The sequence below is a fragment of the Erythrobacter litoralis HTCC2594 genome (genome assembly GCF_000013005.1).
Taxonomy (GTDB): domain Bacteria; phylum Pseudomonadota; class Alphaproteobacteria; order Sphingomonadales; family Sphingomonadaceae; genus Parerythrobacter; species Parerythrobacter litoralis_A.
In genome coordinates this window covers 2,911,160-2,923,864 of record NC_007722.1, presented here as the reverse complement: position 1 = coordinate 2,923,864, position 12,705 = coordinate 2,911,160, and the positions used below count along the sequence as shown (strand labels likewise).

11 protein-coding genes are annotated in these 12,705 nt (G+C 63.4%); 2 read left to right on the top strand and 9 right to left on the bottom strand.

Annotated features, from left to right (window positions below; genetic code table 11):
- Positions 1-75: 75 nt before the first annotated feature.
- The gene (locus tag EL2594_RS14285) at positions 76-822 is read right to left on the bottom strand and encodes a YebC/PmpR family DNA-binding transcriptional regulator (RefSeq protein WP_011415817.1); all 747 of its coding nucleotides are present in this window, start codon (positions 820-822) and stop codon (positions 76-78) included.
- A 62-nt stretch (positions 823-884) separates the two neighbouring features.
- On the opposite strand from EL2594_RS14285, the gene EL2594_RS14280 reads away from it, so the two are divergent.
- Positions 885-1,646, top strand: coding sequence for a CPBP family glutamic-type intramembrane protease (locus EL2594_RS14280; protein WP_196793210.1), 762 nt, complete (start codon positions 885-887; stop codon positions 1,644-1,646).
- On the opposite strand, the gene EL2594_RS14275 is transcribed toward EL2594_RS14280, so the two are convergent.
- The 4 genes from EL2594_RS14275 to EL2594_RS14260 form a co-directional block, all read right to left on the bottom strand.
- Complete coding sequence (locus tag EL2594_RS14275) at positions 1,643-1,960, bottom strand: heavy metal-binding domain-containing protein (protein ID WP_011415815.1); 318 nt, start codon at positions 1,958-1,960, stop codon at positions 1,643-1,645. The two genes, EL2594_RS14280 and EL2594_RS14275, sit on opposite strands and share 4 nt — an antisense overlap.
- Positions 1,961-2,002: 42 nt before the next feature.
- The gene (locus EL2594_RS14270) at positions 2,003-2,893 is read right to left on the bottom strand and encodes an SDR family oxidoreductase (RefSeq protein ID WP_011415814.1); all 891 of its coding nucleotides are present in this window, start codon (positions 2,891-2,893) and stop codon (positions 2,003-2,005) included.
- 71 nt (positions 2,894-2,964) lie between these two features.
- Positions 2,965-3,201 (bottom strand): DUF2312 domain-containing protein, encoded by a 237-nt coding sequence (locus EL2594_RS14265; RefSeq protein ID WP_011415813.1) that lies wholly within the window; start codon positions 3,199-3,201, stop codon positions 2,965-2,967.
- A gap of 102 nt (positions 3,202-3,303) precedes the next feature.
- On the bottom strand, positions 3,304-3,624 hold the full coding sequence (locus EL2594_RS14260) for a DUF1244 domain-containing protein (protein WP_011415812.1): 321 nt from the start codon (positions 3,622-3,624) through the stop codon (positions 3,304-3,306).
- 49 nt (positions 3,625-3,673) lie between these two features.
- On the opposite strand from EL2594_RS14260, the gene pyk reads away from it, so the two are divergent.
- Positions 3,674-5,137, top strand: coding sequence for a pyruvate kinase (gene pyk / locus EL2594_RS14255; RefSeq protein ID WP_011415811.1), 1,464 nt, complete (start codon positions 3,674-3,676; stop codon positions 5,135-5,137).
- 43 nt (positions 5,138-5,180) lie between these two features.
- On the opposite strand, the gene gltX is transcribed toward pyk, so the two are convergent.
- The 4 genes from gltX to EL2594_RS14235 all read right to left on the bottom strand — a co-directional run bounded on the left by gltX (position 5,181) and on the right by EL2594_RS14235 (position 12,675).
- Complete coding sequence (gltX, locus tag EL2594_RS14250) at positions 5,181-6,539, bottom strand: glutamate--tRNA ligase (RefSeq protein WP_041685392.1); 1,359 nt, start codon at positions 6,537-6,539, stop codon at positions 5,181-5,183.
- A 42-nt stretch (positions 6,540-6,581) separates the two neighbouring features.
- Positions 6,582-7,412 carry a hypothetical protein gene (locus EL2594_RS14245; protein WP_011415809.1) on the bottom strand — a complete coding sequence of 277 codons (831 nt, stop codon included), beginning with the start codon at positions 7,410-7,412 and terminating at the stop codon, positions 6,582-6,584.
- A 95-nt stretch (positions 7,413-7,507) separates the two neighbouring features.
- Positions 7,508-11,824, bottom strand: a complete 4,317-nt coding sequence (gene rpoC, locus EL2594_RS14240; RefSeq protein ID WP_011415808.1) for a DNA-directed RNA polymerase subunit beta' — start codon at positions 11,822-11,824, stop codon at positions 7,508-7,510.
- Between the two features lie 71 nt (positions 11,825-11,895).
- The gene (locus EL2594_RS14235; protein WP_196793208.1) at positions 11,896-12,675 is read right to left on the bottom strand and encodes an FkbM family methyltransferase; all 780 of its coding nucleotides are present in this window, start codon (positions 12,673-12,675) and stop codon (positions 11,896-11,898) included.
- Positions 12,676-12,705 lie beyond the last annotated feature (30 nt).

The window sequence follows — 12,705 nt, the reverse complement described above, 5'->3', positions numbered from 1 at the left end:
GGGAGAGGGGATCGGGGATGCGGACGATGGCCCCCACTCCCCGGCCCTCTCCCCTGAAGGGGAGAGGGTGCTGGCTCATGCGTCCAGCTTCTCCATCACCTCGTCGGAGATGTCGTAATTGCCCCACACGGTCTGCACGTCGTCGTCGTCATCGAGCGCATCGACCAGCTTGAGCAACACGCCCGCATCCTTCTCGTCGAGTTCGACGGTCAGGTTGGGCTTCCATGCCAGCTTCACTTCCTTGGCCTCGCCCAAAGCCTTTTCGAGCGCTTCCGCCACGGCGTGCAGGTCTTCGGCGGCGGTCCAGATCTCATGGCCGTCCCTGGACGACTGGATATCCTCTGCCCCCGCTTCCAGCGCGGCCTCGAGCACCTTTTCCTCGTCGCCTGCCTCGGGCCCGTATTCGATGTAGCCGAGCCGTTCGAAGCCGTGCGCGACCGAGCCTTCGGTGCCGAGATTGCCGCCGTTCTTGCTGAAAGCGGTGCGCACAGCGGTGGCGGTTCGGTTACGGTTGTCGGTCAGCGCTTCGACGATGATCGCGCTACCGCCCGGGCCATAGCCTTCGTAGCGAACCTCTTCGTAATTTTCGTCGTCCCCCGCGCTCGCCTTGTCGATGGCGCGCTGGATATTGTCCTTCGGCATCGACTGCGCCTTGGCGGTGTTGACCGCCAACCGCAGGCGCGGATTCATGTCCGGATCGGGCGTGCCCATCTTGGCCGCGACGGTGATCTCACGGCTGAGCTTGGAAAAGAGGTTGGAGCGTTTCTTGTCCTGCGCACCCTTGCGATGCATGATATTCTTGAATTTGGAATGGCCTGCCATGGGTCGCGTGCACCAATTGGTAAGTTGAGGGAATGTAGTCGAGCGCGCATAGCCCCATGAGCATGTCCCACTCAACCCCGATCACGCCTGCCGAGACAGTGCTGCCGCTGCCTGCATTCGCGCGCGAGCTCACTGTCTTTCTGCGCCGTCCGACCCTGCCCGAACGCGCGACCGGCATCGGCCTGCCCGCAATGCGCGGCGTGCTGCGGCTCTACGCGATCGACTTCGTTGCCATGAGCTGCCTGACGATGCTGGCGATCGCGGTATTCCTGGCCGGGTTCGAGTTCCCCGAAAATTCGCTGTCCGGCATGGAGCTGACCCCCGGCTGGATCGCCGTGGTAGTGCTGGGTGCGCCGCTTATCGAGGAAACGCTATTCCGCAGCTGGCTGAGCGGCAGGCCGGGCCACATCCTGGCGGCAATCATCATCGCCGTCGGCCTGTTCGTCACCACGCAAACCGGCCTCACCCGATCGGACGCGTCGGTCAACTGGCTGGCCATCGGGGCGGGAACGGCGACCGTCGCAGCCGCGATCTTCGCCATCGTCACATTGCGCCATCGGCCTCCGCTCACCTGGTTCGCGTGGGCCTTCCCCGCGATTTTCTGGCTGGTGACGGCGCTCTTCGCGGTGGTTCACCTGACCAATTACGACGAGGGCGCGCTGTACATCCTGCTGCCGATGGTGGTGCCCCAGCTGATCGCCGGGTCGCTGTTCGGCTACGCCCGCGTCACCTACGGTTTCGTGTCTGCGGTGGCGCTGCATGCGCTGCACAACGGCACTGCGATCCTGATCGTGCTGCTGTTCGGTGAGGTCTTGCCCGCTTAAACCTTCACCGCCGTCCCGCTGGCGCTTACCATCAACATCGAACCGGTGTCGCCGATCACCTCGTAATCGAGATCGATCCCGACCACGGCATTGCCCCCGCGCGAGGCGGCCTCGGCCTGCAATTCCTCGATCGCCTGGTTGCGCGCATCGGCGAGGATGCGCTCGTAGCTGCCCGAGCGCCCGCCGACGATATCGCGGATATTGGCGAACAGGTCGCGGAACAGGTTGGCGCCGACGATCACCTCGCCGGTCACGATGCCGAGATATTCCTGGATCGGCTGGCCTTCGATCATGGGGGTGGTCGTCACGATCACGCCGCGCGCGTCTTTCCATGGTCCGGGCATTGGTTATCTTTCCTAGCCATTCACGACGATGCCGCCATTGGGGTGCAGCACCTGCCCGGACATATAAGAGCTGTCCTCGCAGGCAAGAAAGAGAAACGCGGGAGCGACTTCGTTGGGTTCGCCCGGGCGTCCCATCGGCGTGTTTTCGCCGAAGTCATCCATGTCTTCCGGTGGCTGGCCTCCGCATGGGTTGAGCGGGGTCCAGATCGGGCCGGGGGCAACGGCATTTACTCGAATGCCGTCGCCGACAAGGTTTTCCGACAGCGAGCGGGTGAAGGCGGTTATAGCGCCCTTGGTTGCGCTGTAGTCGAGCAGGTTGTCCGAACCTTTGTACATCGTCACGCTGGTGCAGTTGACGATTGCCGCGCCCTTCTTGAGGTGAGGCCGCGCAGCTTGCGTCAGGTAGAACATCGAGAAGATGTTGGTCTGGAAAGTGCGCTGAAGCTGCTCGGCCGTGATGTCGGTGATATCGTCGTCGGGATGTTGCTCCCCCGCATTGTTTACCAGCACGTCGAGTTGGCCCCATGTGTCGATCACCTTGTCGACCAGACGCTTGCAGGTGTCGGGACAGCCGAGATCGCCTTCGAGCAGGAGCGCTTCGCTGCCCTCGTCCTCGATGGCCGCAGCGGTTGCCTTGGCATCGTCGGTTTCCTCGAGATAGGCGATGGCAACCTTGGCCCCTTCGCGCGCGAACAGCACCGCCGTCGCCCTGCCGATACCGCTATCGCCGCCGGTGACGATGGCGACCTTGCCTTCGAGCCTGCCCGAGCCGGGATAGCGCGGCTGCCATTCGGGCTTGCGATCGAGCGCGCTTTCATGTCCCGGCATTCTCGGTTCTTCGGAGGTTTCCTCAACGAAGGCCTTGTTCACCGTGTCGACGGTCTCGGTATCGGGGGTGGTCATGGCGAAACTCCTTTCACCCCCTCAACCGCTTGATTCGCCTTCCTGTTCCGGCGCCTCGTCGCGCCAGCGCATCAGCCCATACCGAGTGCGGCCTTGTAGGTTTCGAGGATCGTTTCCTGCTCGCTGCGATCGTCGGGCTTCATTTTCCGCAGGCGGACGACCTGGCGCATGATCTTGGGATCGTAGCCGACCGCCTTGGCTTCGGCATAGACATCGCGGATATCGTCGGCGATGCCCTTCTTTTCTTCCTCGAGGCGTTCGATGCGCTCGATCAGCAGGCGCAGGCGGTCGTCGGTGGCTTCAGCCATGTAAATCTGTCTCCGGTGATGTGAGAATCGCCGCACGGGCGAGATGGATTTGCGATAGCGGCGCTCGCGCCGAAGCGAAACCGTCCCCCGCCAAAAAATCCTTCAGCGAAGATCGGGCGCGTTTCTGGCGAGGCTCGCCTCCATCGCGGCAAGCTGCTCCTCCGTCGCGGGCATCTGCTTTGTCGCCTTCCATTCGTCCATCGGCATACCGTGAATGAGCTCGCGCGCTGCGGCCTTGTCGCCGCCATAGCCTGCGTCGCGGATCCAGTCGGCCAAGCAGTTGCGGCAGAAGCCCGCCAGCCCCATCAGCTCGATATTCTGGGCGTCGTAACGATGGCGCAGGTGGCGCACCAGCCGGCGGAAAGCGGCGGCGGCCACTTCGTCGTCCAACGCATCGAGCGGGTCGGGTGCATTCGTATCCATTGAAACCATTTCCTTGAGTTGCAACACCGCTGTGTCATAGCGTCAGTCCATGTCCGATCATACCAAGATTGATCCACGGGGTCGCAAGGTCAAAATCCTCGCCACCGTCGGCCCCGCCAGCCGCGAACCCGAGATGCTCCGCCGCCTGTTCAAGGCCGGTGCAGACGCCTTCCGCGTCAACATGAGCCATGGCGATCACGCCACCCATGCCGAAACGATCAAGGCGATCCGCGAGCTGGAACGCGAATTCTATCGCCCGGTCGCGATCCTGTGCGACCTCCAGGGCCCCAAACTGCGCGTCGGGAAATTCAGGGACGGCAAGGCGGTCATCCGTCACTCGGGTCATTTCACGCTCGATCGCAATCCCGAGCCGGGCGACGAGACCCGCGTCGAGCTCCCGCATCCCGAGCTGTTCGGGCTTCTCAGCAAGGGCGACCGCCTGCTGATCAATGACGGCAAGATCCGGCTCAAGGTCAAGGAAGCCGATGACGAGCGGATATTCTGTTCGGCCGAAGTCGGCGGCGTGATCTCGGACCGCAAGGGTGTCAACGTGCCGGATGCCGAAATCCCGATTCCGGCTTTGACCGAGAAGGATCGCAAGGATCTGGCGTTTGCGATGGAGAACGGCGCGGACTGGATCGGGCTCAGCTTCGTCCAGCGGCCTGAAGACCTGGCCGAAGCGCGCAAGCTGATGGGCGGCAAGGGCGCGCTGTGCGCCAAGATCGAAAAGCCGATGGCAGTGCGCCGGCTGGATGAGCTGATCGAGATGTCCGACGGCATCATGGTCGCGCGCGGTGACTTGGGCGTCGAACTGGAGCCGCAGGAAGTGCCGCCGCTGCAGAAGAAGATCGTCAATGCCACCCGGCTCAAGGGCAAACCGGTAATCGTCGCAACGCAGATGCTGGAAAGCATGATCGAAAGCCCCGCCCCGACGCGCGCGGAAGTCTCCGATGTCGCAAACGCGGTCTATGACGGGGCCGACGCGGTCATGCTGAGCGCGGAGACGGCTGCGGGGGAATGGCCCGAGGAAGCGGTCACCATCATGCACAAGATCGCCCAGCAGGTGGAGCGCGATCCCGGCTATGTCGAGCGCGTGCGGCTGCTCGATACACCGCCCGATCCGACCACCGCCGATGCGCTGGCGCATGCCTGCATGACCATCGCCGATACCGTGCCGATCAGCGCCGTCACGGTGTTCACCGGCAGCGGCTCGACCGCCCGCCGCGTCGCGCGCGAGCGTCCCTCGGTACCGATGCTGGTGCTGACCCCGCATATGCGCACGGCTCGGCGGTTAGGGCTGCTCTGGGGCGCTCACGCCGTGGCGACCAAGGATATCGGCAGTTTCGAAGAGATGATCGCCAAAGGCAAACGCATGGCTTTGCGCCATGGCTTCGGTAAAGCGGGCAGCAAGCTCATTGCCCTTGCCGGTGTACCGTTCGGGACCCCGGGCAGCACCAATCTGCTGCACGTCGTGACGCTGGCCGGCGACGAGCTGGAGAAGCACGGCGGATGACGGCAGAGCCGCGCTGTCACTTCCCGCGCAGACTCTCGAATACTTAACCGCCGCGTTGATCGGCGGCGCTCTGCAACCGCGCCCGCGCTTCTTCCTCTCCAATCAGTGGAAGCAGCTCGCCCATGTCGGGTCCGTGGTTCATGCCGGTGAGCGCCTGGCGGAGCGGCAGGAATAGCGCCTTCCCCTTGCGGCCGGTGCTATCCTTGAGCTTTGCGGTCAGAGTGCCCCATGGATCGTCGTCCCAAGCGAGCGTCTCCGCGGCTTCGGCGAGATAGGCGCGATCTTCATCGGAGAACTCGGGCTGCTCGATCGGCCCTGTCACCAGCCGCCACCATTCGCCCGCTTCGTCGACAGTCGCGAGGTTGGGCTGGATCGCATGCCAGCCTGCGGCGTCGATACCTTCGGGCAAGCGTTGCTTCACCTGCTCGAAGTCCATTGCGTGAACGATGGCGGTATTGACCCGCTCAAGCTCGGCATCGTCGAACTTGGCGGGCGCGCGCCCGAAGGTCGAGAGATCAAACGTATCGAGCAGTACCTGTCGGTCGGCAATCGGCTCCACCGGCTGCGACGTGCCGAGCCGTGCCAGCATCGCGACCAGCGCCTCGGGCTCGATCCCGCGCTCGCGGAAAGCATCGCAGCCGAGCGAGCCGAGCCGCTTTGACAGCTTGCCTTCCTTGCCGACCAGCAGCGCCTCGTGCGCGAATTCCGGTGGGCTTTGTTGCGCGTCATGTTGCGCAGCAAAAAGCGCGGTAAACATCTGAATTTGCACGGCGGTGTTGGAGACATGGTCTTCGCCGCGCAGCACATGGGTGATGCCCATGTCGATATCGTCGACAGCGCTCGGCAACATGTAGAGCCAGCTGCCGTCGGCGCGGCGGATGACCGGATCGGAGAGCTGTGCGGGATCGAACTTTTGCGGCCCGCGCACGCGGTCCTCCCACGTGATCGGCACGTCGTGGTCGAGCTTGAAGCGCCAGTGCGGTGCAATACCCTGCGCTTCCTTCGCTGCGCGTTCGTCGTCGCTCAGCTTCAGCGCCGCGCGGTCGTAGATTGGCGGTAGCCCGCGACCCAGCTGGATTTTGCGCTTGAGCTCCAGCTCCTGCGCGGTCTCGTAGGCCGGGTAGACCCGCCCCGCCGCTTTCAGCGCTTCAAACGCCGCCTCGTAATGTTCCAGCCGTTCCGATTGACGCTCCTCGCCATCCGGCTCCAACCCGAGCCACGCCAGATCGGCCCGGATCGCGTGGACATATTCCTCTTTCGACCGCTCGGCATCGGTATCGTCGATGCGCAGCAGGAAGCGTCCGCCATGTTTCTTGGCAAGCATCCAGTTGTGCAGAGCGGTGCGGATATTCCCGACGTGTAGGCGGCCGGTCGGAGAGGGGGCGAAACGTGTCGTGGTCATGCGCAGCGCCCTAGCCGAGCGGGGCCGTGAAGGCGAGCCGAACTAGCGCTTCGCCAGCACGATGTAGTGCCCGCCGCCCGCTATAACGAGATGGTTGCGATTGTCGCGCCGGATGGTCTCGGCGGCCAGCAACGCGGTGCGCGCATCGGCGAGATAGGGCGGCAACCCGATGGTGCAGACCGGTGGCGGCGGCGGCAGCGGATCGGCCGACGGCGGCCGCGGCGGTGCCGGCGGACGCTGTTCGGGGCCGATATCGATGCGGCGCCCTTTCAGACGATAGGGCTGGACGAAGCCGGCGCAGCGCGGCTCCCACCAGATCTCGGTTTCGTCGGCGGTGAATTGCATCCTTCGCATGCCTTCGGTGGAGAGTCCGTCGATCTCTTCGACGCGCCATTTGCCGGCAAGCGTATCGGGTACCGGATCGGTGGTCGGCTCCAGCACGATCTGCGCCTCGCCTTCTCCAAGGCGGATCGAACGGTCGCTTTCCCGGCTGACGCTATGGACGCCTTCCAATGCATCCCAGACGCGCGGCAGCTCCTCCGGAAATCCGATATCGCAAACGATTTGCGGTGTATCGGCTGTCGGACCGTAGAATTCGACCTTGCCCTCGCCCGCCGAACGGTAAGAGAGCCCCTGGCCGGCGCAGCCCGGCTCCCACCAGATGCCGCTTTCATGGGCGGAAATGTCGATCGGGAAGGACAATTCGTCGCCCTCGCCCAAGCTGTAGATGCGATAATGGCCCGTCAGGTCCGGCGCCGCCGGGTCGGCAGCCGCGGGCACCTCGGTCCGGCTCTCTTCCTCCGCGGCAGGAGCGCATCCCGCGGGAAGCGCCGCCCCAAGCAGGAGAGCGATGAAGACTGCGACCGTTTTCATGGGCTCGATTTACGCCTGTCGATCTGAATGCAAGCTGCAAAGGAAAGCCCCGCGGGATCGCTCCCGCGGGGCTTCCTGTGCGTGTTTGCCGAAACTTACTCTTCGCTGGCTTCGGGCGCTTCCGGCTTGGTATCGCCACCGGCGCTGTCTCCGCCCATGGCGGCAGCCATCGCGTCGGCATCCATCACTTCGGCTTCCGGCTCCTTCTCGGCTGCCATTGCAGCTTCGTCGGCAGCAGCGAGTTTTTCCTGCTGCTTCTTCCACTGCGCACGGAGCGCAGCGTCGCGGGCCGAGGCGGTGACGCGCATCCGGTTCATGCCGGCGCCGGTACCGGCCGGGATCAGGCGACCGACGATCACGTTCTCCTTGAGACCGATCAGCGTGTCCTTCTTGCCCTCGACCGAAGCCTGGGTGAGGACGCGGGTGGTCTCTTGGAACGACGCCGCCGAGATGAACGAACGCGTCTGGAGCGAGGCCTTGGTGATGCCGAGCAGTACCGGGTTGCCGGTGGCTGGCTTCTTGCCCCTGCCGAGCTTGGCATTGGCCTCGTCCATTTCGTCGCGATCGACCTGTTCGCCCGGCAGCAGCACGGTGTCGCCGCCATCGGTGATCTCGACCTTCTGCAGCATCTGGCGAACGATCACCTCGATGTGCTTGTCGTTGATCTTCACGCCCTGCAGTCGGTAGACTTCCTGAATCTCGGTGCAGAGATATTCCGCCAGCGCTTCAACGCCGAGAACATCCAGGATGTCATGCGGGTTGGGCGAGCCCGAGATCAGGGTGTCGCCCTTCTTCACGAAATCGCCTTCCTGCACGTCGATCACCTTGGTCTTGGGGATCAGGTAATCGACTGCTTCGCCTTCTTCGGGAACGATCGCGATCTTGCGCTTGGCCTTGTACTCGCGAACGAACTCGATCTTGCCGGAAATCTTGGCGATGACCGCATTGTCCTTCGGCACGCGGGCCTCGAACAGTTCGGCCACGCGCGGCAGACCGCCGGTGATGTCGCGGGTCTTGGCGGCTTCGCGCGAAGCACGGGCGAGGATGTCGCCGGCTTCGACGGTCTGGCCGTCCGTAACCGAGAGCGTCGTTCCCGGAGCAAGCAGGTAACGCTGCGCTTCGGTCTCGTCCTCGCTCTGGCCTTCGCTGAGCAGGGTGAGACGCGGACGCAGGTCTTCCTTCTTCTTGCGACCGGTCGCCCGGTTCTCGGTAACGACACGCTGGGCGATCCCGGTAGCATCGTCGGTCTGCTCTTCCAGCGTCGTGCCTTCGATCAGGTCCTGGTATTTCACGACACCCGATTGCTCGGTGATGATCGGCAGCGAGAACGGGTCCCACTCGGCCAAGCGATCGCCTTCCTTCACCTTGGCACCGTCCTTGTGCATCAGCACGGTACCGTAGGGCACCTTGTGGATTTCACGTTCGCGGCCCTCGGCATCGATCACCGCCAGTTCGCCGTTGCGGGCGAGCGACAGGATACGACCCTTCTTGTCGGTGATGGTCGGCATGTCGCGATATTCGACCTTGCCGTCCGAGATCGATTCGAGGTGGCTCGTCTCGTTGAGCTGCGCCGCACCGCCGATGTGGAAGGTCCGCATCGTCAGCTGCGTGCCCGGCTCGCCGATGGACTGCGCGGCGATCACGCCGACGGCCTCACCGATGTTCACCGGCGTACCGCGAGCCAGATCGCGGCCGTAGCAGGTGGCGCACACGCCCTGGTCGGCTTCGCAGACCAGCGGGCTACGAATCCTGGCGACCTGCACTTCGGCTTCCTCGATGGCCTTCACCATGGGCTCGTCCAGCAGCGTGCCGGCCTTGACGATGACTTCGTCGGTCTTGGCGTTGACGAGGTCGTCGACCAGCGTGCGGCCGAGGATACGCTCGCCGAGCGAAGCGATCACCGAACCACCCTGCACGATCGCGCGCATTTCCAGCGCGTTGTCGGTCTTGCAGTCTTCCTCGACGATGACGCAGTCCTGCGACACGTCGACGAGGCGGCGGGTCAGGTAGCCCGAGTTGGCGGTCTTCAATGCGGTATCGGCGAGGCCCTTGCGCGCGCCGTGAGTCGAGTTGAAGTATTCAAGGACGGTCAGGCCTTCCTTGAAGTTCGAGATGATCGGGTTCTCGATGATCTCGCCCGACGGCTTGGCCATGAGGCCGCGCATACCGGCGAGCTGCTTCATCTGCGCTGGCGAACCACGCGCACCGGAGTGGCTCATCATGTAGATCGAGTTGATCTCGGACTCTTTGCCGTCCTTGTCGAACTTCTGCGATTTGATCTCGTCCATCATGGCCTCGGCGACCTGGTCGCCGCAACGGCTCCAGGCGTCGATCACCTTGTTGTACTTCTCCTGCTGCGTGATCAGGCCGTCCTGATACTGCTGCTCGTAATCGGCGACCTGCTTCTTGGTGTCCTCGATCATACCTTCCTTGCTGTCGGGAATGATCATGTCGTCCTTGCCGAAGCTGATGCCGGCCTTGAACGCGTGGCGGAAACCGAGAACCATGATGGCGTCGGCGAACAGCACCGTGTCCTTCTGGCCGGTGTGGCGATAGACCTGGTCGATGACGTCGCCGATTTCCTTCTTGGTGAGGAGTCGGTTGACGATGTCGTAGGGAACCTTGTGGTTCTTCGGCAGGCACTCGCCGATCAGCATGCGGCCCGGCGTCGTGACGAAGCGCTTCATCTCCGGCTTGCCGTCTTCATCGGCCTGCGGGACGCGGGCGATGATGCGGGTGTGCAGCGTGACCGACTTGGTCTCCAGCGCCTGGTGCACTTCGGCCATGTCGGCAAAGCGCGGCAGCTTCTCGATCTTGGTGCCGTCCTTCTCTTCGATATATTCGGGCGTCTTCTCCTGCCGCTCCATCGAGAGGTAGTAGAGACCCAGGACCATATCCTGCGAAGGCACGATGATGGGCTTGCCGTTGGCGGGCGAGAGGATGTTGTTGGTCGACATCATCAGCACGCGCGCTTCGAGCTGGGCTTCCAGCGAAAGCGGCACGTGGACGGCCATCTGGTCACCGTCGAAGTCGGCGTTGAAGGCCGAGCAGACCAGCGGGTGAAGCTGGATCGCCTTGCCTTCGATCAGCACCGGCTCGAACGCCTGGATGCCGAGACGGTGGAGCGTCGGGGCGCGGTTCAGGAGAACCGGGTGCTCGCGAATGACTTCGTCGAGAATGTCCCAAACTTCCTTGCGCTCCTTCTCGACCCACTTCTTGGCCTGCTTCAAGGTCATCGAAAGACCCTTGGCATCCAAGCGGGCGTAGATGAACGGCTTGAACAGTTCGAGCGCCATCTTCTTGGGCAGGCCGCACTGGTGCAGCTTGAGTTCCGGACCTGTCACGATGACCGAACGGCCCGAATAGTCGACGCGCTTGCCGAGCAGGTTCTGGCGGAAGCGGCCCTGCTTGCCCTTGAGCATGTCGCTGAGCGACTTGAGCGGACGCTTGTTGGCACCGGTGATGACACGGCCACGACGACCGTTGTCGAACAGCGCATCGACCGATTCCTGCAGCATGCGCTTCTCGTTGCGCACGATGATGTCCGGCGCGCGCAGCTCGATCAGGCGCTTCAGGCGGTTGTTGCGGTTGATGACGCGGCGATAGAGATCGTTGAGATCGGACGTCGCGAACCGGCCGCCGTCGAGCGGCACGAGCGGGCGCAGTTCGGGCGGGATCACCGGCACGACTTCGAGGATCATCCATTCCGGGCGGTTGCCGGATTCGATGAAGCTTTCGACGACCTTGAGGCGCTTGATGATCTTGGCCGGCTTGAGCTTGGACTTGGTGGTCGCTAGCTCTTCCAGCAGGTCTTCCTTTTCCTGCTCGAGGTCGAGATCCATCAGCATGAACTTGACCGCTTCAGCACCGATGCCGGCGCTGAAAGCGTCTTCGCCATACTCGTCCTGCGCTTCGAGGAGTTCGTCCTCGGTCAGCAGCTGGAATTTCTCCAGCGGGGTCAGGCCCGGCTCAGTCACGATATAGTGTTCGAAATAGAGCACGCGCTCGAGCTGCTTCAGCTGCATGTCGAGCAGCAGGCCGATGCGGCTGGGGAGCGATTTCAGGAACCAGATATGCGCCACCGGAGCCGCCAGCTCGATGTGGCCCATGCGCTCGCGGCGGACCTTGGTGACGGTCACTTCGACGCCGCACTTCTCGCAAACGACGCCCTTGTATTTCATGCGCTTGTACTTGCCGCACAGGCATTCGTAATCCTTCACCGGACCGAAGATGCGCGCACAGAACAGGCCGTCACGCTCGGGCTTGAACGTGCGGTAGTTGATCGTTTCCGGCTTCTTGATTTCGCCGAAAGACCAAGAGCGGATGCGCTCCGGCGAGGCAATGCCGATCTGGATCTGGTCGAACGTTTCCGGCTTGGCGAGCTGGTTGGTGAATTTGGTCAGTTCGTTCATGGCGTTTCTTCGGTTCCTGATGCGCCTTGCGGCGGCTTTGAATTCTGTATCTGGCGGGCGGCGTTAATCGGTCAGGGTATTCCGGATAGTGTGGGCGGCAGCTGGATCGGCGGCCTGTCGGGGACATTGTCGCGGTCCAGCGGATGCGGCAGCTGCGTGACCGGTTCGCGCGTGGTCGAGCGATCCTTGCGCAGCAGCGTAACCTCGACGAGCTCGAGCAATTCGCCCTCGCGCGTCACCACTGCATTGCCGTGATTGTTGGCGTGCATATGGACGACATCGAAATGCCGCGTCAGGCGCTGGATCACCGGCTGCATCAGCGTGCGGCCGAAGTCGGTCGCCAGCGCATCCAGATGATGCAGTTCCAGCACGACGACACGGAACCGACTGAGCACTGCGTCGCTGACCTGCGCCAGCGCCAGCCACTCGTGACCTTCGATATCCATCTGCAACAGCAGATCGTCCAAACCGGGTGCCTTGGCGGCCACCCAATCGTCGAGCGTGATCGTCTCATCGCTGTTTTCGATGCCGATGAACTTCGCCAGGAAGTCATTGGCATCGTCTTGCAGCGGCGAGCGCTCGATCGAACCGTCGGCCTGGAAGCTTTTCATCCCGAGGGCGATGCAATCGCGTTCGAACCCGGCAGTCCGGTCGACGCCCGGCGAGAACACGGCGGCAATCCCGTCGAGATCGTCGGGGACCAGATAGCCCCCGTCGGCCTCTCCGCCGAGGCGGACGAGATCGTGCTCGGTGCGCACCGGATGGAGACCCGCCAGCATGGCGCGCAGGGGCGCACCATCCGGCTCGCGCCGAATGATGAGGCCCTGTGAACCGGCCAGGTTTCGAATCATCCTGCTGATACGCATCTCACCGTTGGCAGC

Bases quoted from the DNA above. Each gene is read 5' to 3' on its own strand.
- EL2594_RS14245 (WP_011415809.1), bottom strand. From the start codon at position 7,412: ATGAAAACGGTCGCAGTCTTCATCGCTCTCCTGCTTGGGGCGGCGCTT.
- EL2594_RS14285 (WP_011415817.1), bottom strand. From the start codon at position 822: ATGGCAGGCCATTCCAAATTCAAGAATATCATGCATCGCAAGGGTGCG.
- pyk (WP_011415811.1), top strand. From the start codon at position 3,674: ATGTCCGATCATACCAAGATTGATCCACGGGGTCGCAAGGTCAAAATC.
- EL2594_RS14265 (WP_011415813.1), bottom strand. From the start codon at position 3,201: ATGGCTGAAGCCACCGACGACCGCCTGCGCCTGCTGATCGAGCGCATC.
- gltX (WP_041685392.1), bottom strand. From the start codon at position 6,539: ATGACCACGACACGTTTCGCCCCCTCTCCGACCGGCCGCCTACACGTC.
- EL2594_RS14270 (WP_011415814.1), bottom strand. From the start codon at position 2,893: ATGACCACCCCCGATACCGAGACCGTCGACACGGTGAACAAGGCCTTC.
- EL2594_RS14235 (WP_196793208.1), bottom strand. From the start codon at position 12,675: ATGATTCGAAACCTGGCCGGTTCACAGGGCCTCATCATTCGGCGCGAG.
- rpoC (WP_011415808.1), bottom strand. From the start codon at position 11,824: ATGAACGAACTGACCAAATTCACCAACCAGCTCGCCAAGCCGGAAACG.
- EL2594_RS14280 (WP_196793210.1), top strand. From the start codon at position 885: ATGTCCCACTCAACCCCGATCACGCCTGCCGAGACAGTGCTGCCGCTG.
- EL2594_RS14260 (WP_011415812.1), bottom strand. From the start codon at position 3,624: ATGGATACGAATGCACCCGACCCGCTCGATGCGTTGGACGACGAAGTG.